Here is a 21,292-nt window from a genome sequence, read left to right on the forward strand (position 1 = left end):
GCGCCGGAAATGCCGGCTCGCCTTTTATCTCTACTACCTGTGGGAAGACGGATCTATGGAAACGCGGCGCGAAGAACGTATCAACCGGCTAGTTCAGGCGTTAAAACGCGCTGACAAGATCCACCTGAAAGAAGCCGCCGTGCTGCTGGGGGTCTCGGAGATGACCATTCGCCGCGATCTGAGCGCCGAACCGGCGGCCGTGGTGTTGCTCGGCGGCTACGTGGTGACCGATCCGCGCAGCAACGGCGTGACCAACTACTTCGTTTCCGATCAAAAAGCCAAACAGGTAACGGAGAAACGGCGCATCGGCCTGCTGGCGGCGCCGCTGATCAATGAAAACGACACGGTGTTTTTCGACTGCGGCACCACCACGCCGGCGATCATCGACGCCATCGCCGACGAGTTGGCTTTCACCGCCGTGTGTCATTCGCTGAACACCTTCCTGGCGCTGCAGGACAAACCGAACTGCAAGGTGGTGCTGTGCGGCGGCGAGTTCAAGCCGAACAACTACATCTTTTCCAGCGTCGGCGGCCGCAACGAGCTCGATCACATCTGCCCGAACATCGCCTTTATCTCCGCCGCCGGCCTCAGCCTGCAGCACGGCGCCACCTGCTTCAACTTCGACGAGCTGGAGATGAAGCATCGCGCCATGGCGATGGCGCAGCAAAAGATCCTGGTGGCAGATCACAGCAAGTTCGGCAAAACCAAGCCGGCCTGCATCGGCCCGCTGACGCAGTTCGATCGGGTGATCACCGATCGCCAGCCGGACGCCGACTTCATGGCGTTCTTCAACGATAACGCCATCGCTACCCGCTATTAATCCGCCTTCAGCGCCGTCGAAACCGGCGGCGCGCCGCTTCGATATCCCTCTTTCCCCGCCGAAAAATGAACAAATAATGCGCAATCAATTCGCGTTTTTCGCTTATCCGCACGCAACATCAGGTTAATAAAATGCAACAGCTCACCCGCGTGATTATTTTTTCGCAGGCTAACCACGCGGTCGGTTGGGTGAATTAACGGCTATTTATGGCTTTTATATGATAAATCGAGCCAAAGGCCAGGAAGTTTAAATAAACGGCGGTTTACGCGATTGCAGCAAATCTCGCCAATACCTGTTAGGTATCTGTTATTTATATGATGAATGGTTACGCATTTTTATCCGCTAACCACGTAAGTAATTTCCCTTCGTTACTAGCGGTGCTTTTCAAGAAAAACAAAATAAAAACAAAAAGATAAACGTTATTTACCTTAAAAACATAATGTGATCTACATCACTAAAACTGCTTAATCCGGGTTTTTCGCTAGATCCAAAACCACGCATAAAATATATTGCTCGGCTTGCTGCTGAGCACAGCGCTTTATCCGGCTAATTATTGTACAAGCCGCATAATCGCAGAAACTTTCATGAGAGCGTTCTCAGCACAAAATCTTACACAAATGTGCAACAAATGCGCGAAAAATCGATAAAAAAGCTGATAACTGCACATATTGCGCATTTGAGAGCAGGATCACGGTTGTTTCTACTGTAAATCGTTATCTTGCCGCCAACAAAAATCGACAGGCAAAGACCTGTCGGCAGCGGTAACGACTTTTATCGCCCGCGACGGTGAAAAGTCTTTAGTGAATTACCCGGCGCTGTGCCTTGGTAATGAACGCAATAAACAACCAGGGGGACGCCAAAACATCCCCGCAAGCAACACCTGATTCTTACCGCAAGCGTTGCCTGAATAGGACGTTTGACGGTTTAACCTTAAGTTTTGCCTTTTAATTTTAAATTCGTGTTCACTTCGGAGATATTTATGGACACTACACAGACCGGCACAATTGCCTCTGCGGCTTCGGGCTCCAGCAGTACCTGGCGTAAAACGGATACCATGTGGATGTTGGGCCTGTACGGCACCGCCATCGGCGCAGGCGTCCTGTTCTTGCCCATCAACGCCGGCATCGGCGGTTTGATTCCTTTGATCATCATGGCCATCATCGCTTTCCCGATGACCTTCTTTGCCCACCGCGGCCTGTGCCGTTTCGTTCTGTCCGGCAAAAATCCCGGTGAAGACATCACCGCCGTGGTAGAAGAGCACTTCGGCATCACCGCCGGTAAGCTGATTACCCTGCTGTACTTCTTCGCCATCTACCCGATTCTGTTGGTTTACAGCGTGGCGATCACCAACACCGTCGACAGCTTCATCACCCACCAGTTGGGCATGACGTCGCCGCCGCGCGCCATCCTGTCGCTGATCCTGATCGTCGGCCTGATGACCATCGTGCGCTTCGGTGAGCAGGCCATCGTGAAAACCATGAGCATCCTGGTGTTCCCGTTTGTGGCGGTGCTGATGCTGCTGGCGGTGTATCTGATCCCTAACTGGACCGGCGCCATCTTCGAAAACGTGTCGCTGTCCGGCAGCGGTACCGGCATGGGTCACGGCCTGATCATGACCCTGTGGCTGGCGATCCCGGTGATGGTGTTCTCCTTCAACCACTCGCCGATCATCTCCGCCTTCGCCGTCGCCAAACGCGAAGAGTACGGCGCAGACGCCGAGAAGAAATGCTCCCGCATTCTGGCTTACGCACACATCATGATGGTGCTGACCGTGATGTTCTTCGTGTTCAGCTGCGTGCTGAGCCTGACGCCGGAAAACCTGGCGGAAGCCAAGGCGCAGAATATCTCGATTCTGTCTTACCTGGCTAACCACTTTAACAACCCGATGATCGAGTACATCGCGCCGGTTATCGCCTTCGTCGCCATCACCAAATCGTTCCTGGGCCACTACCTGGGCGCCCGTGAAGGCTTCAACGGCCTGGTCGCCAAGTCGATGAAGAGCCGCGGCAAAACCGTCAGCACCGCCAAGCTGAACCGCATGACCGCTATCTTCATGCTGGTGACCACCTGGATCGTCGCCACCCTGAACCCGAGCATCCTGGGCATGATCGAAACCCTGGGTGGCCCAATCATCGCCATGCTGCTGTTCCTGATGCCGATGTACGCCATCCGTAAAGTGCCTGCCATGCGCAAGTACAGCGGCCACATCAGCAACGTGTTTGTGGTTGTGATGGGTCTGATCGCCATCTCTGCTATCGTGTTCAGCCTGCTCGGCTAATCACGTCCGGCCGGCGCCGCTGCGCGCCGGCCCTCCCGCACTCCCCCATTTCCCGTATTCACCGCCTGAAACCTGAAGAAGGAGGCGAGACCATGGTCAGCGTTTTCGATATTTTCAAAATTGGCATCGGCCCATCCAGCTCCCACACCGTTGGCCCGATGAAAGCCGGCAAACAGTTCGTCGACGATCTGATCGCCCACCAGCAGCTGCAGGACACCACCCGCGTGGTGGTCGACGTGTACGGTTCGCTGTCGTTGACCGGTAAAGGCCACCACACCGATATCGCCATTATCATGGGCCTGGCCGGCAACCTGCCGCACGACGTGGACATCGACAGCATTCCGGGCTTTATCCGCGACGTCGAACAACGCGGCCGCCTGCCGCTGGCCAACGGCCACCACGAGGTGGATTTCCCGCTGCACGGCGGCATGAATTTCCACAGCGATAACCTGCCGCTGCACGAAAACGGCATGCGCATCCGCGCCTTCGCCGATGAACGCTTGCTGCACAGCAAAACCTATTACTCGATCGGCGGCGGTTTCATCGTCGACGAAGAGCACTTCGGCCAGTCCGCCGAGGGCGCAACGCCGGTGCCTTACCCATTCAAATCGGCGCACGATCTGCAGCAGCATTGCAAAGAGACCGGGCTGTCGTTGTCCGGCCTGGTGATGCAGAACGAACTGGCGCTGCGCAGCAAAGCGGATATCGACGCGCACTTCGCCGACGTCTGGCAGGTGATGAGCGCCGGTATCGAACGCGGCATCAACACCGAAGGCTTGCTGCCCGGCCCGATGAAAGTGCCGCGCCGCGCCGCCGCGCTGCGCCGCATTCTGGTGACCGGAGACAAGAACAATATCGACCCGATGAACGTGGTCGATTGGATCAACATGTTCGCGCTGGCGGTCAACGAAGAAAACGCCGCCGGTGGCCGCGTGGTTACCGCCCCGACCAACGGCGCCTGCGGCATCATCCCTGCGGTGCTGGCCTACTACGACAAGTTCATCCGCCCGGTGAACGCCAACTCCTACACCCGCTACTTCCTGGCGTCCGGCGTGATTGGTGCGCTGTACAAGATGAATGCCTCGATCTCCGGCGCCGAAGTGGGCTGTCAGGGGGAAGTGGGCGTCGCCTGTTCGATGGCGGCGGCCGGGTTGACCGAGCTGCTGGGCGGCAGCCCGGCGCAGGTGTGCATCGCGGCGGAGATCGCCATGGAGCACCATTTGGGGCTGACCTGCGATCCGCTCGCCGGCCAGGTACAGGTGCCCTGCATCGAACGCAACGCCATTTCCGCCGTCAAGGCAGTCAATGCCGCGCGCATGGCGATGCGCCGCACCAGCGAACCGCGGGTTTGTCTGGATAAGGTGATCGAAACCATGTACGAAACCGGCAAAGACATGAACGCCAAATACCGCGAAACCTCACAGGGCGGGCTGGCGATCAAGGTCGTGGCCTGTAACTGATCGCCACGGCGAGGCACTAAAGGCGCCGGCCGGTCTGACTTGGCCGGCGCCGTTTCAATAGCGATCCTTTCCTGCCGCAACGCCCACCTGAATGCCCGCGCGAGGCCCCACTGCCCCGGGACGAGCGCTGTGCCGCAGCCAACCGTAAAGTTCGGCATTACGCCGGAATCCCATTTTGCGCATCACGCTCATCTTGTGGTTGCTGACGGTTTTCACGCTGATGTCCAGCATCCGGGCGATTTGCGTCACCCCCATCTCGCGCGTCATACAGCGCATGATCTCCTGTTCGCGCAGCGTCAGGCCGCGGTGCTGGCATATGCAGTTCCTGCCACAACCCGGCCGGTTCGGCCATTTGCTGCGCCGCTCCAGCTCGGCGCTCACCTGATACAGCGCCGAGACCAACGGCATATCGTGGTAGATGACGCCGGCCTCCAGCGCGCAGCGGTTTCCGACGGTGCGTTTATGCCGCCCCTCCGGCATTCGCAACGAGAAATACAGCGTTTTACGCCCTGCGGTCTGCGCCTCAAAGAAGTGACAAAAACAGCTTTGCACGCCGGGGGGAAAATAGCAGAACACCAGATCGGCTTCGTGAACCTGCTGCGCATCCAGTAACAGCGTACGCTTGCCGTAAGTGCTGAAATGCAGCGCCAGGGCCTCCTGCCAACCGGCGCTGAAGTAACGGTTTTCATCAAATAGCGCGATTTTTATCATCGTGTTCATCCCTGCCTCCCCGCCGTTCCGGCTTCCCGTTTAACCGCCTGGGCACCCTTTGCCGGCGCCTGGCTGTTGTCGATGCGTAATTCATAAATCATGGTGGCGTTGGGTGGCACTTTCGGCGGATAGCCGGTTTCGCCGTAGGCCAGCGCTGGCGGCACGACCATCGTCAGCGATCCGTGGTTGTGCAGGTGGCTTATCGCCTCCCGAAACAGCGGCGGATACTCGGACAACGGTTGCGACAGCACCTTGCCGCTCAGTTCCATATCCTGGATCACCGTACCGTCGGTCAATTTCTCCTTCACGACCACATCAACCACCGTCGTTGGCGCCAGCGCGCCCTCCCCGGCGTAATCAACCCGATACCAGAAGCCCATCGCCGATTGCTTTACGTCCTTTTGTTGACTGAACTGCGTCAGGTAATCTTCATCACGCCGCCGCTGTTCGTTAACGCGTTTCTCACGCGCGGCCACGGCGGCGGCATCCGCTTGCGCCGTCAGCGCATTCAGTTCATCCGGCGGCAACCGCAAACGCCCCGAGACGCTATCGATGACGCCCGCCAACAGGCTGTCGCGATCCACCGGCACGCCCCAACTTTGACGCTCCGCCACTACCCCCTGAATGTCCCGCCCCAGCGCACTGCCCGCCGCATAGGACAGACGCTTGCGATCATCCTTCAACTGCTCCGGCGTCATCTCCCATTGCAGCCGCTTACGCAACGCCAGCAGGTCTTCGCGCGCCTGCTGAGTCGCCTTCTGCTCACCGGCCCGCTTCTGCTCGCTTTCTTCCAACGCGGCGCGCAGAGCGTTCAACGCCTCCTGGTGCTCGCGTTGGCGTTGTGCAAGCGTCTGTGCCGATGCCTGCGCGGCAGATTCCAGTTCGGTGACGCGCCGTTCGGCCTGCGCCGCCGTCGCTCTGCTTTGGGCGGTTTCCTGCGTCGCCTGACGCAGCAGCGCCTCGGCGCGCTGCGCGTCGGGCGAGCCGCGCCAAGCGGTGCCCAACCCGGCGATCCACTTTTGCAGCGTTGACGAATCGGGCAACGTCGCGACGGATGGCGTCGCTTTCTCCGCCCGCAACGCGGCGAGTTCCTGGCGCAACATCGTCAGTTCCATTCGCTGGCGCGCCAGCTGTTGGTCACGCGCCAATAATTCCTGGGTCAGCGTAAAAGCTTTGGCCGGTGAGGCTGGCTTATTGTTGTCCGACGGGCGCTTCGCGGGTTCACGCTTTTTTTGCCCCGACTCGCGTTCGACTGGCGCCGCTTTTTCGTTCGTCGGCACGATGTTTTGCCGTTGATACTGCTCGGCAAACTGCAGCAGCGCCGGCACGCCGTCGTCCGCCAGCGCGACGCCGGAGAACAGCAGAGCGACGCAGCCCAGCAGGCGCAGCCTCATTTAATCTGCTCCCCACGATCCGCCAAGCCGGTCAACACCGCCTGATTCACCCCGGCGCACAGATAGTTGACCTTGTAGCGATACAGCGCATCCACCGTCTCCTGCGTGTCGCCGTTTACCCTGGCGCGCAAGCTGGCGTACTGCGAGGCGCCGCTCATCAGGCTGTCGAAGGCCTGCTTATAGCGCTGATACTGTTTCTCGTCGATCGCGCGCAATGCGCCCAGTTGCTGCTGGCACTGCTGCAGCTGTTCGGCCTCACGCTGCTTGCGCAAAGCCTCTTCTGACGGTGGTTGCACAACCTGATTTTTAGTGTTCACGGCGGGCTTGCCCGACTTTTGGCTTTGGCAAGCGGCGGCGCTCAACGCCAACAGGCACAGCAGCCCCATGCGCAGGGCGTGATTGACGTGCTTTCTCATCATTGCGTTTCTTGTCCTTGTAGACGCTTATTCGTATTCCAACGTAAAAGTGGCCACCGCGCTGAAGGTGCCGCGACCGATGGACTTCTTCTGGATAGCCTCCGGTTCCCCTTGCACATAGGCCTGCAGCGTAAGCGTGGTGTTGCCGGCACTCAGGCGGAATTTATCGCTGGCGCGATTGAGCGGCAGCGCCTTGCCGCGGCTGTCTTCCAGCCCGATGCCGATCCCCGACGCCAGGCTGCCGGCATCCAGTGCCAACAGGCCGGGCAGTTTGGCGTTCTCGGTGCCGGTAAACGTGATAGCCACCGTATTGCCCAGGCTGAGATCGCACTCGGTCAGGTGCAACGCGAAGGTTTGACTGTGGGAACGGGTGTTCAGATACAGGTATTTGTCGACGATGGTGCCGAAATCCAGTTGGATATCCTCATCTCCCGGCTGAATGACGCACGGCTCAGCCACCAGCGTGCCGTGAAAGCGCATGTTTTCCGCTGCGGCCGCCGACTGCGCCATTATGCCGGCCGCCATGACCATGCCAGCCCCCAACAGCGCGCTCCGGCGCCGGTTCGTCTCTGTCGCGCGCATGACGCCACTCCCTTTGGTTGTGCTTGCGCCGACCGGGCGCAAGCGGCGTATTAGTCGTAGTAAAGCCGGAAATCGATCGCCGCACGGTAAGCGCCGGCGCTCAGCGTCGCCGGGGTGCGCACCGGCGTCACCGTATACGTCAGGGTGTTTTGTCCCGGCGTCAGCAATACCGGTTTGTTACGCGCGCCGAGGCGCACAGGCAGGCCGCTGGCATCCGCCAGCTGCAACCCCAACCCGGTGACGCCGGCAACCCTGACCAACCCCGGCGCGTCGTCATCCGTCGGCGCGGCAAACGCCACGGACACCGCAGGCTGGCTGCCGCTCCAGGCCAGCACCCCAGTCCAGGCGTCGCGGCTGCTCGCCGGCGCCCGCAGGCAGTCTTTCAGCGTCAGCTCGAACGCCACCGGCGTGCCGCGATCGCCCGGGCGCTGGAAGTGCGCCGTTCCCGTCTCACCCAACCACACTTCCTGACGAGCGGTGGTCATTTCCAGGCTGCAGGCGCTTTCCGTCAACGCGCCGTAGACGTGGAGCGTGCCGTTCGCCCCCTCCACGTCCCAGTTGTCCACCGCGCGGGCCGGCGGCATCAGCATCAGCATCGTGCCCGCCGTCAGCGGCACCATCAGCGCGGCCAACACCGTCAGGCCGATAGTGCGTCGCTGATGACGTTCATAGGCCTTTCCCAACAGCATGGGGATCTTTCGTTGCATGATTCGTTCACTCCGCTGTGTTCATGACTCGGTCTTCCCTGCTTGCGCGTGGCTCGTCATTTGGCGACCGGCACGACCTGGCAGGCACTGCCGGCGCAGCGGAAGTTCAACTGCGGCCGCCCGCCGTAATCGTTGATGTACGCCAGCGACGGTGCGTTGCCGAGGCTCGCGGCGGGCACGTTCAGCGGGGCGCTGGCCTTCGGCGCCACCATCAACGGTTCAAAGCCGGCCGCCCCTTTGCCGCCCTTGCCGGCGCTCGCCTCAACGATCGTCACGTAATAAGGGGTCGGGTTGTTCACCACATACTTGTCACCCTGCCGGGTCAGCGTCAGCTGCTCCTGCCACGGCGCCGCGTTCTTCTTCGGGGCGAGCGCCGCCGGGCGATAAAACATTTTGATGCGGGTCTGCAACGCTATCTGCAGCGTGTTCGGCTTATTGCTGCGCGGCGGTATTTCCCGCAGGTTGAAGTAATACAGCGTCTCCCGGTCCTGCGGCAGCTGACGCGCCGCCGGCAGCGACTGGATCTTCACCTGGCTCGGTTTGCCCGGCTCCACCCGCTGCACCGGCGGCAGCACGGTGAAGGGGCTTTGGATCTTGTTGCCGCGATCGTCTTCGATCCATCCCTGCGCCAGATACGGCAACTGTTTGTTCTGGTTACTGATGTTGAGACTGACCGTTTTCAGGTCGCCGTCGAAAATCACGCGCGTGCGATCCAGCGCGATAGCCGCCTGAGCGGGCAGGCCGACCGCGCCGAGCGTCAATGCGGCGGCGAGCGGGCCCACAAGGGAAACGGTCTTTCTGGTCATAGTCAGATTCATCATGTCTTCACGGTTCCAGTCGGCCGAAGGCGAGCAATCCCGCCCCGGCGGTTTAGCGGCGGAGCGCACTCCGCCGGGTGTAAGTCAGTTGGCGTCAGCCGCCGGCTTGTTGCCGGCAAGAGGACGACAAGGCAGCAGCAGCGTGTTCATCAGCATTTCGGCCGGCAGCGGCGCCGGCAGCTGGATTTCACACTGCGCCGCGCCGTTCCAATGCACGCGCATGCGCTCGCCGGGGTTGAGGCCGGACAGGTAAACGCTGCCGCCGTCATTGATGATGCCGGTCTCCTGTTTGCGGGCATTCAGCACCGTGGCGCCGAACGGCGGCTCGCTGCCGTCCGCCAGTTTGACGATCGCCATCGCCTTCTCGCCGGCTATCACCTCAAACTTGCGGTAGCCGATGGCGCCCTCGGTCAACGTGGCCTGCACCACGGAACGCGTCGCCTCGACGTTGTCGCTCAGGCTGTTGAGATCGATGCTGGCCTTATTGCGGTAGTAGCTGTTTACATCCGCCACCACCGCTTTGCCGTAACGGTTGGTCAGCGCCGTACTGCCGTAGCCGCGCACCGGCACGCCGGCGACACCTTCGGTATCCAGCAGCAAGCGCGTGCCGCCCGGCGTATTGACCCGGTGCAGCACCGCCCCTTCCGCCGCCATCGTCAGGCCGCCCTGCGCGCCGATGCCGACAGCGCTGTAACGGCCGGCCTGGTAGCTGGCGTTGGCGTTGATCTGCGCCATATCGCCCTGATGGCTGTAATAGCCGCTGGCCGTCGCCCCGCTGCGCGCTGCGCCGGCGCTGATCTGATAGTTGTTGTGTTCATCGACCCGGTTGTAGTAACCGACCCGATGGGCGTTCTCTTCGCGATCGAGCGTCATGTTGTAACTGAGCGTCCCGGCGCTGCCCCAGGGCAGCGACAGCGACAGGTACATCCCGTCGTCATTGCGCTCGTTGTAACGGTTGCGATAGGCCGACAGCGATACGCTGACGTTCTTGAAATCGCCGATATCGAAGTAGCGCGATACCATCAGGTTGTAACGATCGTTCGGCGCCCGATCCCAGTAGGTTTGGTGGCTGTAGTTGAGATAGGTGCTGAGCCCCAGATCGCGGAACTGTTTGTTGAAGGTGATGGTGTACATCTCCTTGCTCTTGCCGCTGCGTCCCCCTTCGTAACGCGCATCGAGGTAGTCCCCCATGCTCATGAAGTCCTCCTGGGAGAAGCGGTAGCCGGCGAAAGTGATCTGGCTGTCGTACTGGTCGAAGTTCTTCGAATAGCTCAACCGGTACGAACCACCGGTCAGAGCGCCCTCCTGCGGCAAGCGCGCACGCGACTGCGTGGCATCGAACGACAGCGCCCCCAGCGCCATCAGATCGCGCCCGATCCCCAGCGACAGCGCGTTGTAATCGCCGCCGGCGATCCCCCCGCCGTACAGCGACCAGCCGTTGCTGATGCCCCAGGAGAACTCACCGGTGCCGAACATCGGCCCGCGCAGGTGGTGCCCCCACTCCGACGGCTTGCCCGTCGCCAGCTTGTAACGCACCGTGCCCGGGCGCGTCAGGTAAGGAATGTTGGCGGTGTTCATCTTGAACGCCTGCACGCTGCCGTCCTGCTCTTCGACGCGCACGTCCAGCTCGCCGGAAACGGCGTCGTTGATGTCCTGAATGCGGAATGGCCCCGCCGCCACTTGCGTTTCATACAGCACGCGCCCTTGCTGGCTGACCACCACCTTGGCGTTGGTTTTCGCCACGCCGGTCACTTCCGGCGCATAGCCGCGCAGGTTGGGCGGCAACATGCTGTCGTCGGATCGCAGACTGACGCCGGTAAAGCGCAGGCTGTCGAAAATGTCGGAGTTCAGATAATCCTCCCCCATCGTCAGCCGCGAGCGCAGCGCCGGAATAGCCCGGTAGGCGTAATAACGGCTCCAGTCGAACTGTTTGTCGGTCGACTGAGAAGAACCGGTCTGATGGCTGAGATTAGCCTGCCAGTCGGCGCGTAGGCGCCAGGCGCCCAGATTGGCGCCGCCGGTGCCGTTGCCGCTCAGGCTGTAACTGCTGCCGCCTTTCTGATGTTTTTGTGTTTGAGCATTGACGTTATAGTCAAACAGCAGCCCGGGAATACCGTCATCCCAGCGCGAAGGCGGGTCCCAGTTTTCCGAGCTGTATTCCAGATAGGCCTGAGGAATGTTGAGGTACAGCGAGGAGCTGGCAAGATCGCCGCGGGCTTCCATCCCTGCCAGGCTGGAGGCGTCAAGGCAACGGCCGCCGTGCGTCCAGTTCAGCGTACTTAACAGTTTTTCTTTCAGCCCCAGTTGGTTGACCAACTCCGGCGAAAGACAGGCTTCGCTGCCTTTAGGATCGTTCTCGGGCGCCATAAACGTCACCGGCTGTTCCGCCAGATCGTTCTTATTGACGTGCACCACCATGGTATAAACGCCCGGCATGATGTAGCCGCTGCGCGTAAATTGGCTCAGATCGATATTTTTACGATCGTTGATGTCCAAGACGTCAGTATTGAATTGAATAACGTCGGCGGCATAAACCAACGCGATCGGATTTCCCAGAGAAAGGGCGACACAGAGCCCCAAGGCCTGAAGACGAAATAACTTCCCTGCCGGTGAAAGCATAATAAAGTCCTTTCAATAACGAATTAACCGTCAGTACGAAAAAAAATCAAAAATAATCCAGCTTAAAACGCACTGTGGAAAAATACGCTCCCACCTTCAACGGCTGGTGATTCGGCATTAACGTCATGGAATAATTCAGCACTCGGTTGCCCGGTATTATTCCTTCCATCGGCAACGGCTCCCCTGGAATAATTGGCCTGCCGCGGCTGTCTTTTATCTTCAATGCGATGCCGCGCGCATCGCCCTGTACGCCAAACAAAGCGCCTTCCGCCAAACCATCAAACGTGACCTGAAAGAATTTCCAATCAGGCTTGTTTTCCGGACGTTCCAAAATGCAATTAACCAATTCAATACTGAAAGGTTTAGTCATTCCCTGGCCGTCACGAATGATCTGTCCGATAGGAAGCGTGTCCATATCGATTGTCTGATCGCGGCTGCCGGCGGCAATGGCGCAGGCAGTGTCGATAATGGCGCCGTGCATACTGACTTTGCCCCACCCCTGTGCGGCGGAAATTGCACTGCCGGGCGCAAACGCCAACGACGCCAAAAGAACGGCACCCGCCCGATTCCTTGAAAAAAACATCGCGACATTCCTTTGACACAGAGAGTCACCAGGCATGCGGCGTGCCCCATGCCTGGTTGATTAAGCCTGCGGTCTCACTTACTGATAAGCCAGAGTGAAGTCGGCTACGGCGGTGAAATCGCCCGGAACGATGGCTGCGGAAGCGCCTTCACCCTGCAGGTAAGCGGCGAAGTTCAGGCTGTTGTTGCCAGTATTCAGCGTCTGTGCCGCAGTCGCCTGACCCAGTTTGATCGGCTGGCCGCCATAAGTGATTGCTACGCCAGCGCCGCTGGCGGTCCCCGCGATACCCAATAGATCTTTGTTGGTTGACGACGCAATGCCGCTGAAGGTGGTTTTAACGGTTTTCAGCGTCGTGGTATCACACTGCTCCAGCTTGATTTCAAACGGACGCGGGTTGGATTTGCCGCCGTTTTTCAACGCCACGTTAGAAACCTGGCCCAGATCTACGGTCTGATCGATCGACTCGGGTGCAATAGAGCATGGCGCATCAATAATAGAACCCGTGAAGGTCACTTTACCGTGTCCCTGATCGGCTGCCTGTGCAAAAGAACTTGCGCCAAATGCAATCACTGCAGCCATCATGATTTTGTTAAGTTTCATAGAACCTATATTCCTTATAAGAAAAAATGCATATTCCAATCAAGAAAAAGAGCAACAGGAAATCTGCTCGCGCTTATATATGCGCAGCCCTGATTCTTTAGCATCTTGCTGGTTGGTTAACTGCCAAAACCAAAGAAACCGACAATAAATACGTCGATAACGGCAAGTCTGCAGCGGCCCACCCATTAATGAATTCGTCATATAAAAATAAACGAAATCACAACAAGCAGAGACCAATACTTTCTAACCCGCCCTTCTCGTCTGGCGATGAATATTCTGGCAAATGCCCACCGGCAAAAAAAGTCTTTTTTTGATCAAGACGAACATTCGCAATTTATTTCCTAATTAAAGTTAATTTAGTGTTATTTTTAGGCTCATAGATCGTAAAAAATACTTTTATAGTGCAATATCCTGTTTTTCTCTGTTTCACAATTAATCAGATCGCAAAGACGCTCTTTGTGAATATAATAAACCAAAACTTTAGGTTTCTGCGTGACACTCCCTCAGCCTGCAAACAGGTAGAAACGGAGTGGGAACCTTCTTTTTTTCAATCCTGATAAATAGATAGGATTTTTCTTGATTCGCGATTTACCTCGTTATTGGTAGGCAGTGAAACTTTGTTTTTTCTTAGGAATACAGCAATCAAAATACAGAGGAAGTGCTATGGAAGCGTTATCTCCAAAACAAAAGGAAATACGGCAATTGCAGCACGATCTGCTGCAAACATTATTCGCGCAGTCGCCCCGTCCATGTCCCGACACCGGACTGCCACCTCAGCATCTGTGGTTGTCTACCCGGCAACTGGCCAACGCCGTCAACGTCGGCGTTTACCGCGCCCGGCTACTGCTGTTGGAACTCGTCGCCAAACAAGACGTGCTCGTAACGGACGGCTCCATCAACAACTCGTTGAGGTGGTACCCCACCGCCCTACTGCCAGCTGACAACAAGGAAATACCAGGAATAGATGCGCCTTATTCTCATTTAACGGAATAACGCCGGCACAGCCAGCCTAATTAGCCCTATTTCGTGGCGGCACCTAGCCAAATGACACTATATAATCGGGATATTATTGTGAGAAAAACAACCATCCTATTTCTACAACACTGCCTGGCATTATCTTTTTTCGTCCTCATTGGTAACGCCAATGCATTTACCTGTAAAACCTCCGACGGCGGGAACATTGGTCAGGGTGGTTCAATGACGCCGGTCGACGTCAGGGTAAAGATAGGCCCTGAATTGTCCATCGGGAAAAATGAAATCGTCAACGTCAGCCAGGTGACCTGTAAAAACGACGTCGCCAGCTGGAAAGATATTTTACTCACCGGCAGCCCGGCGTTGACGATGAACACCGCCATTTTCGGTACGCTTGCCAACGGTATGACAATCAACGGCACCGACTACTTATCCCCGATCCAATCAGGTATCCAGGTGATGACGATCACCGGCCTAAACAGTGCCAGCATTTCCATCAGGGTTTACATCGTGCTCAACCGTTCGCCGACGCAGGATATCAAGGTGAACAAGGGCGACGTCATCGGCCAAATCAACTTTGAACAAAAAAATGACCAGTCAGGTTGCCCAAAATGTGGGCCTTACCGGTGGCGCCTGATCGCCGACAACGACGCCTACTTCGTCACCACCAGTTGCACTATCAACAACGGCCAGCAGATTAACGTCGACTTCGGTCAGATCCGCCAGGACTTTCTCACGCAGAGCGCCATCGACGCCCAAATCAAACAGGACAAGGCGCTCAGCTACCGGTGTGACGATCAGAGCGCGACACAAGACATTTTGGTTCGCATGGTCAGCGATGCCAGCGGCTTCTCCAGCGATTTCATCAAGACCTCCAATCCTAATGTCGGCGTAGCCATGGTGCACAATGGCGCGGTGGTGAAACCCAACAATACGTTCAGAACGCGCATCGTCAACGGGCTGGGCAACGACACCGTCACCTTTGTGCCAGTGAAGAACAATGTGCCTTACACCAGCATCGCCACCGGTCCGATGTCAGGCTCGGCCACGCTGATCTTCAGCGCACCTTGAGACGGGAGCCAGAATGAACATGACGAGGAAAACGCGTTGCGCTCTGCTGTTTACGCTGGGTGTGATCAGCGCCGCCCCCCAGGCCGCCGACCAGGGCACCAAGGTCAGTATCACCGCCACCGTGGTGGCGCCTCCGCCTTGCGTGATCAACGACGGGCGCACCATCGATATCGACTTTGGCAAGGTCGGCATCAAACGTATCGACGGTAATCGCTATATGCAACGCATCGATTACAGCATCAAGTGTGAGTTTCTGGATAACAGCCGCCAGCTGAAAATGAAGATCATGGGCAGCGCGGCGGCCTTTGACAGCAGCGTGTTGAACAGCAGCGTCAATGGGCTGGGCATCAAACTGCTGGCCAACGGCAAGGCTTTCGCCATCAATACGCCGCTGAACATCGATTACGCCAATCCGCCGACGCTTGATGCGGTGCCGGTGAAAAACAGCGCCGTCACCCTGGCGGAAGGTGACTTCTCCAGCGGAGCCACCATGCTGGTGGACTATTTCTGAAACGCCACGGATGCTGAAAATGAAAAAGCCGCAACGGAAGGTTGCGGCTTTTTCAGGAACCGCACGCGACGATGCGGCAGCGGTGTCAGGGCATTCAGCCGAAGATCCCGCCGAACCACTGGCTCAGCTTCATCATCACCATATCCCAGATGCGGCTGAAGAAGTTGCCCTCTTTTACCTCTTGCATCGCCACCAGCGGGTGCTGCTCGATGGTTTTGCCGTCCAGCTGGAAATCGATGGTGCCGACCACCTGGTTTTTCGCCAGCGGCGCTTCCAGCGTCGGTTGGATCAGCTTGTAGCTGGCCTTCAGGTTTTTCATCTGCCCTTTCGGAATGGTGACCGAGGCGTCTTTCGCCACGCCGAGCGGCACTTCGCTGACGTCGCCGAACCACACTTTCTGGGTGACGAACGGCTTATCGGCCTTGATCGGCGTCGCGGTTTCATAGAAGCGGAAGCCCCAGGTCAGCAGCTTTTCGCTTTCGCTAAAGCGCACGCGATCGCTCGGCGCGCCTAAAACCACCGAGATCAGACGCATCGGGCCGTCGGTGGCGGACGCCACCAGGTTGTGGCCGGCGCCGCTGGTGTAACCGGTCTTGATGCCGTCGACGTTCAGGTTGCTGCTCCACAGCAGACGGTTGCGGTTAATCTGGCGGATCTTGTTAAAGGTGAACTCTTTCTCTTTATGCAGCGCGTATTCGTCCGGCACGTCGCGGATCAACGCCTGGCTCAGCAGCGCCATGTCGCGCGCGGTGCTGTACTGCCCTTCCGCATCCAGACCATGCACCGTCAGGAAGTGGGTATTCTGCAGCCCCAGAGATTTGGCGTAGTTGTTCATCAGGCCAACGAACGAATCCTGGCTGCCCGCCACGTAGTCCGCCAGCGCGATGCTGGCGTCGTTGCCGGACTGGATCACGATGCCCTTATTCAGTTCCAGCACCGGCACCTGATCGCCCGGCTTGATGAACATCAGCGAAGAGCCGCGCAGCGCCGGGTTACCGGGCGCCCAGGCGTCTTTGCCGACGGTGACCATGTCTTCCGGCTTGATCTTGCCGGCCTTGATCGCTTGGCCGATCACGTAGCTGGACATGATCTTGGTCAGGCTGGCGGGATCGAGACGCGTATCGGCATTGCCTTCGGTCAGCACTTTACCGCTGTTGTAATCCATCAGAATGAAGGCCTTGGCGTCTACCTGCGGCGGCGCCGGCGGCTCGGCCGCGTGCACGGCCGGGGCGGCCAGCAACAGGATGCCTACGCTGAAGGTCAGTTTTTTCAGGGAAGTGGATAAGTTTTTTTTCATCATGACGTCGCCAGAGTGTCCATTCAAAACCATTGAAATAGCGTTAACTTTCAAACATGTTCACGTTTTAAGCCAACCAGCGAGAGTGGCCCGGTGCGCGCGTGCCGGCTGCAACCCCCTGCGGCGCCCGTAATGGGTAACGCAACGCACCGAAAATGCCCTTGCTGTGAGTTTATGTGATTTATCTTATTTTTGCAGGGTTTAGCGTGAATTTTCAGCATTTTTACATAACTGTACGCAGGCACGCACTTATCGTTCAAAAAAGCATCGCGACGCGCATTTTCGCATCTACCCACGGCTACACGGCCAAGCATCTGCACCGCTAAACATCTGCGCTTCCATACGTCTAAAAAAGATTAATATATTCCATAATGGCATATAGAACCGCTATTTGTTCTTTTTAAAGCGCTTATCCTCAGCGCTATCATCCGCACAACGACTTTTATACCGAATAATCCTGGAGATGAGTCATGGCGATCCCCCATTCCGTCATCGAGATGATTGGCAATACCCCGATGTTGGAACTGACCCAGTTTGATATCGGCCCGTGCCGGCTGTTCGTCAAGCTGGAGAACCAAAACCCCGGCGGTTCGATCAAAGACCGCGTGGCACTGTCGATGATCGAACAGGCCGAGCGCGACGGCAAACTGCAGCCGGGCGGCACCATCATCGAAGCCACCGCCGGCAATACCGGCCTGGGGTTGGCGCTGGTGGCGGCGCTGAAAGGCTATAAGCTGCTGCTGGTGGTGCCGGACAAAATGAGCCGCGAAAAGATCTTCCACCTGCGCGCGCTGGGGGTAGAGGTGCTGCTGACCCGTTCGGACGTCGGCAAGGGGCACCCGGCTTACTACCAGGATTACGCCAAACGCCTGGCGGAAGAGATCCCCGGCGCCTTTTATATCGATCAGTTCAACAACCCCGCCAACCCGGCGGCCCATACCACCACCACGGCGCCCGAACTGTGGCGGCAGATGGAGCATGACGTGGACGCCATCGTGGTCGGCGTCGGTTCCGGCGGCACGCTGGGCGGGCTGAGCCGCTATTTCGCCGAGGTTTCGCCGCAGACGGAATTCGTGCTGGCTGACCCTACCGGCTCTATTCTGGCGGACTATCTCGACCACGGCCAAATCGGCGAAGCCGGCAGTTGGCTGGTGGAAGGTATCGGCGAAGACTTCGTCCCGCCGCTCAGCGACTTTGACCAGGTGCGCAACGCTTACCGCATCGGCGACGCCGAAGCCTTCACCACCGCGCGCGAGCTGCTGCGCAAGGAAGGCGTGCTGGCGGGATCGTCCACCGGCACCCTGCTGGCCGCCGCATTGCGTTACTGCCGCGCACAGACCGAACCCAAGCGGGTAGTGACCTTCGTCTGCGACAGCGGCAACAAATACCTGTCTAAAATGTATAACGATCACTGGATGCTGGAACAGGGCCTGCTGAGCAAGCCACAGCACGGCGATCTGCGCGATCTGATCGCCTACCGCCACGACGAGGGCGCCGCCGTTTCCGCCGCGCCGGACGACACGTTGGCGATCGTGCACGCCCGCATGCGGCTGTACGACATCTCGCAGCTGCCGGTGCTGGAAGGCGATCGGGTGGTCGGTCTGATCGATGAGTGGGATCTGCTGAACGCCGTTCAGGCCGACGCCGCCCACTTCAGCCTGACGGCCGGCAGCGCGATGACCAAACAGGTTCATACGCTGCAAAAGGAAGCCGGTTACGAGGAATTACAGGCCACCTTCAACCATGGCCACGTCGCGGTGGTGCTCGACGGCGAGCGCTTCCTCGGCCTGATTACCCGCACAGACGTGCTTAACGCCTGGCGCCAAAAATTACGTTAATAAGGACCCATTATGGCCAAGTTTGATACGTTGACCGTTCACGCCGGTTACACCCCGGACGCGACCGGCGCAGTGATGCCGGCGATTTACGCCACCTCCACCTACGCCCAACCGGCGCCGGGTGAACATACCGGCTATGAATACTCCCGCAGCGCCAACCCGACGCGCACCGCGCTGGAAAGCGCCATCGCCGAACTGGAAGGCGGCAGCCGCGGTTACGCCTTCGCCTCCGGCCTGGCGGCCTGCTCCACGGTGCTGGAGCTGCTCGATAAAGACAGCCACCTGATCGCGGTGGACGACCTGTACGGCGGCACCTATCGCCTGCTGGAAAAAGTGCGCAGCCGCACCGCCGGCCTGCGCGTCACCTACGTGGCGCCGGCGGATCTCGCCGGGCTGGAACAGGCGATCGAGCCGGACACCAAAATGATCTGGGTGGAAACGCCGACCAACCCGCTGCTTAAGCTGGCGGATCTGAGCGCCATCGCCGCGATCGCCAAAAAGCACCGGCTCATCAGCGTGGCGGACAACACCTTCGCCTCGCCGTATCTGCAACGCCCGCTGGATCTGGGTTTTGACGTGGTGGTGCACTCCGCCACCAAATACCTCAACGGCCACTCCGATGTGGTGGCGGGCGTCGCGGCGGTGGGCGATAACCCGGCGCTGGCGGAACAGCTCGGTTTCCTGCAAAACGCAGTCGGCGGCATTCTCGATCCGTTCAGCAGCTTCCTGACGCTGCGCGGCATCCGCACCCTGGCGCTGCGCATGCAGCGCCACAGCGACAGCGCGCTGCGCATCGCCCAGTGGCTGGAGAGCCAGCCGCAGGTGGAAAACGTCTACTATCCCGGCCTGCCGAGCCACCCGCAGCACGAACTGGCGGCGCGCCAGATGACGCGCTTCGGCGGCATGATCTCGGTACGGCTGAAAGGCGACGACGCCTATGCGCGCCGGGTCATCCAGCGTTCGCGCCTGTTTACCCTGGCGGAAAGCCTGGGCGGCGTGGAAAGCCTGATCAGCCAGCCGTTCAGCATGACGCACGCCTCCATTCCGCTGGAACAGCGCCTGGCAACCGGCATCACGCCGCAGCTGGTGCGCCTGTCGGTGGGGATTGAGGATGTGGAAGATCTGATCGCCGATCTACAGCAGGCGCTGGCGGAATAATCGCCGCATCAGCGCATGATCAGCCCGGCCGACGCGCCGGGCTTTTTTACGCCCGGCGTTCAGAGGCCGATGACGTCCTGATAAAAACGGTGCGCCACATCGGGGTGAGAGCGGATGCGGCCTTTCAGGTAGTTATACCCCACGTCGCGCAGCAGCGGATTGAGCGGATCGCTGGCCGGGCCGCGCGCCTGCGCCGCCAACTGCGGCGGCAGTTGATACAGCGGCACCACCGCGTCCAGACGCGCGCCGAGGAAGAACGCGATCGATAATCTGTCACTCCCCGCCGGCGGCGTTTCCACCCGGTGCACCGTGGCGCGCAGATAGCCGTTAGTCGCCAGCTCCAGCAGCTCGCCGATGTTCACTACGAAGGTATCTTCACGCGGCTGTGCGTCTATCCACTGCCCCTCGCTGACCTCCACCTGCAGCCCTTTTTGCGCGTCCTGCAGCAGGAAGCTGAGGAAACCGGAGTCCTTGTGCGCGCCGACGCCCTGTGCGCTGGCGGTGGCCTCCCGCCCCGGGTAGCGGATCAGTTTGATGTGCTCGTTGGGCTTCTCGCCGTATAAGCGATCGAAAGCCTGCTCCGGCAGCGAAAGTGCCAACGCGAAAGCGCGCAGCAGCCGCAGCGACATGGCGGTCATCGCCTGTTGCCACTCCAGCAGCAGCGGTTTCAGCGCCGGCAGCGCCGCCGGCCACTGGTTTGGCCCCTGCAGACGCGCCCAGCGCGGCGTGTCGTCAGCCAGCGTCAGCGCCGGGCGTTCGGCGCCGATATCGAACTGCTCGCGCCAGTCAGGCTGCCCGCGCGTGAGTTCCGCCGCCGCCCGGTTGTAACCGCGAAAGTGCGGCGAATGCACCATCTGCACCGCCAGCTTGTCGGCTTCCGGCAGGGCGAAAAATTGTCGCGCGGCGTGCTGCAACCGCGCATTCAACGCGCCGTCCACGCCGTGACCGCGCAGATAGAAGAAACCGACGTCGCGCGCCGCCGCGCGCAAATCGTCAAGAAAAGCGCGCCGCCGGCGCGCATCACCGTCAAGCTGCGAAAGATCCAGCAGCGGCAACGTCTTCAGCGTCGTCAGGTGCGTCATCATGCGGTTCCTCTTCTTCCCCGATTACGATCGGGCTGCCATACAGGCGAATAATCAACATTGACCCTCCCCAGCGGGTGGCTGCATTTGCCCCATAGTTACCACCGCGCTCGCCGGGACGGCCAATATTGTTGCGTTCTAAGATATGCAAACGTTCAACAAACTGTCGCAAAACCGTCATCAATGTTTCTTATGCTCTGCGCAATTTCGCCGACGCCGCTGGCTGGCGACGTGCGCTATCCGCTATCCTGTAAACGACCTCATACCCTGCCTGCCGGAGAAATACTGATGGATTTAGCCTTATTCGACCTGGATGAAACCCTGATTGACGATGACAGCGCCAGCCTGTGGATCCGCTGGCTGGTCGGCCAGGGG

General features: G+C 59.0%; 19 protein-coding genes and 1 pseudogene. 9 read left to right on the top strand and 11 right to left on the bottom strand.

Going from position 1 to position 21,292, the window contains the following annotated elements; all coding sequences use genetic code 11:
• Positions 1-55: 55 nt before the first annotated feature.
• The 3 genes from deoR to MMS95_RS20650 all read left to right on the top strand — a co-directional run bounded on the left by deoR (position 56) and on the right by MMS95_RS20650 (position 4,558).
• On the top strand, positions 56-820 hold the full coding sequence (gene deoR / locus MMS95_RS20640; protein WP_033633478.1) for a DNA-binding transcriptional repressor DeoR: 765 nt from the start codon (positions 56-58) through the stop codon (positions 818-820).
• A gap of 979 nt (positions 821-1,799) precedes the next feature.
• The gene (locus MMS95_RS20645) at positions 1,800-3,098 is read left to right on the top strand and encodes an HAAAP family serine/threonine permease (protein ID WP_004938697.1); all 1,299 of its coding nucleotides are present in this window, start codon (positions 1,800-1,802) and stop codon (positions 3,096-3,098) included.
• 92 nt (positions 3,099-3,190) lie between these two features.
• The gene (locus MMS95_RS20650) at positions 3,191-4,558 is read left to right on the top strand and encodes an L-serine ammonia-lyase (RefSeq protein WP_074469397.1); all 1,368 of its coding nucleotides are present in this window, start codon (positions 3,191-3,193) and stop codon (positions 4,556-4,558) included.
• A gap of 54 nt (positions 4,559-4,612) precedes the next feature.
• On the opposite strand, the gene MMS95_RS20655 is transcribed toward MMS95_RS20650, so the two are convergent.
• The 9 genes from MMS95_RS20655 to MMS95_RS20695 all read right to left on the bottom strand — a co-directional run bounded on the left by MMS95_RS20655 (position 4,613) and on the right by MMS95_RS20695 (position 12,988).
• A complete protein-coding gene (locus tag MMS95_RS20655; protein WP_099982699.1) occupies positions 4,613-5,278 on the bottom strand; it encodes a helix-turn-helix transcriptional regulator in 666 nt (221 codons plus the stop codon).
• The gene (locus MMS95_RS20660) at positions 5,275-6,663 is read right to left on the bottom strand and encodes an FKBP-type peptidyl-prolyl cis-trans isomerase N-terminal domain-containing protein (protein ID WP_135637984.1); all 1,389 of its coding nucleotides are present in this window, start codon (positions 6,661-6,663) and stop codon (positions 5,275-5,277) included. Before MMS95_RS20660 ends, MMS95_RS20655 begins: the two co-directional genes overlap by 4 nt.
• Positions 6,660-7,082: a hypothetical protein gene (locus tag MMS95_RS20665; protein ID WP_033645816.1), complete on the bottom strand. Its 423-nt coding sequence runs from the start codon at positions 7,080-7,082 to the stop codon at positions 6,660-6,662. The genes MMS95_RS20660 and MMS95_RS20665 overlap by 4 nt, the downstream gene beginning before the upstream one ends.
• Positions 7,083-7,106: 24 nt before the next feature.
• On the bottom strand, positions 7,107-7,661 hold the full coding sequence (locus MMS95_RS20670; RefSeq protein ID WP_242142193.1) for a fimbrial protein: 555 nt from the start codon (positions 7,659-7,661) through the stop codon (positions 7,107-7,109).
• 50 nt (positions 7,662-7,711) lie between these two features.
• Positions 7,712-8,350 carry a fimbrial protein gene (locus MMS95_RS20675; protein WP_041922204.1) on the bottom strand — a complete coding sequence of 213 codons (639 nt, stop codon included), beginning with the start codon at positions 8,348-8,350 and terminating at the stop codon, positions 7,712-7,714.
• 74 nt (positions 8,351-8,424) lie between these two features.
• Positions 8,425-9,189, bottom strand: a complete 765-nt coding sequence (locus tag MMS95_RS20680) for a fimbria/pilus periplasmic chaperone (RefSeq protein ID WP_118892267.1) — start codon at positions 9,187-9,189, stop codon at positions 8,425-8,427.
• Positions 9,190-9,270: 81 nt separating this feature from the next.
• The gene (locus tag MMS95_RS20685) at positions 9,271-11,805 is read right to left on the bottom strand and encodes an outer membrane usher protein (protein ID WP_242142195.1); all 2,535 of its coding nucleotides are present in this window, start codon (positions 11,803-11,805) and stop codon (positions 9,271-9,273) included.
• A 46-nt stretch (positions 11,806-11,851) separates the two neighbouring features.
• Positions 11,852-12,388 (bottom strand): fimbrial protein, encoded by a 537-nt coding sequence (locus MMS95_RS20690; RefSeq protein ID WP_103085747.1) that lies wholly within the window; start codon positions 12,386-12,388, stop codon positions 11,852-11,854.
• Between the two features lie 78 nt (positions 12,389-12,466).
• Positions 12,467-12,988, bottom strand: a complete 522-nt coding sequence (locus tag MMS95_RS20695; RefSeq protein WP_004938731.1) for a fimbrial protein — start codon at positions 12,986-12,988, stop codon at positions 12,467-12,469.
• Between the two features lie 663 nt (positions 12,989-13,651).
• Here MMS95_RS20695 and MMS95_RS20700 point away from each other — a divergent pair.
• From MMS95_RS20700 to MMS95_RS20710, 3 genes are all read left to right on the top strand, one after another.
• Entirely contained in the window at positions 13,652-13,981 is a 330-nt protein-coding gene (locus MMS95_RS20700; protein WP_048322655.1) for a hypothetical protein, read from the top strand.
• A gap of 243 nt (positions 13,982-14,224) precedes the next feature.
• Positions 14,225-15,031 carry a fimbrial protein gene (locus MMS95_RS20705; protein WP_347340962.1) on the top strand — a complete coding sequence of 269 codons (807 nt, stop codon included), beginning with the start codon at positions 14,225-14,227 and terminating at the stop codon, positions 15,029-15,031.
• Between the two features lie 13 nt (positions 15,032-15,044).
• On the top strand, positions 15,045-15,542 hold the full coding sequence (locus tag MMS95_RS20710) for a fimbrial protein (protein WP_015377271.1): 498 nt from the start codon (positions 15,045-15,047) through the stop codon (positions 15,540-15,542).
• A gap of 94 nt (positions 15,543-15,636) precedes the next feature.
• Here the strand turns inward: MMS95_RS20710 and MMS95_RS20715 are convergent, their stop codons facing one another.
• On the bottom strand, positions 15,637-16,842 hold the full coding sequence (locus MMS95_RS20715; RefSeq protein WP_162895233.1) for a serine hydrolase: 1,206 nt from the start codon (positions 16,840-16,842) through the stop codon (positions 15,637-15,639).
• A 467-nt stretch (positions 16,843-17,309) separates the two neighbouring features.
• On the opposite strand from MMS95_RS20715, the gene MMS95_RS20720 reads away from it, so the two are divergent.
• Together MMS95_RS20720 and MMS95_RS20725 are read left to right on the top strand one after the other, a co-directional pair.
• Entirely contained in the window at positions 17,310-18,677 is a 1,368-nt protein-coding gene (locus MMS95_RS20720) for a cystathionine beta-synthase (protein ID WP_242142198.1), read from the top strand.
• A 12-nt stretch (positions 18,678-18,689) separates the two neighbouring features.
• On the top strand, positions 18,690-19,835 hold the full coding sequence (locus MMS95_RS20725) for a PLP-dependent aspartate aminotransferase family protein (RefSeq protein WP_004938751.1): 1,146 nt from the start codon (positions 18,690-18,692) through the stop codon (positions 19,833-19,835).
• Positions 19,836-19,894: 59 nt separating this feature from the next.
• Here the strand turns inward: MMS95_RS20725 and MMS95_RS20730 are convergent, their stop codons facing one another.
• Complete coding sequence (locus MMS95_RS20730) at positions 19,895-20,917, bottom strand: isopenicillin N synthase family oxygenase (protein ID WP_033633490.1); 1,023 nt, start codon at positions 20,915-20,917, stop codon at positions 19,895-19,897.
• A gap of 192 nt (positions 20,918-21,109) precedes the next feature.
• Here MMS95_RS20730 and MMS95_RS20735 point away from each other — a divergent pair.
• Positions 21,110-21,292: pseudogene (locus MMS95_RS20735) on the top strand (hypothetical protein); the annotation flags it as partial.

The organism is Serratia sp. PGPR-27 (genome assembly GCF_022678525.1).
Lineage (GTDB): Bacteria > Pseudomonadota > Gammaproteobacteria > Enterobacterales > Enterobacteriaceae > Serratia > Serratia nematodiphila.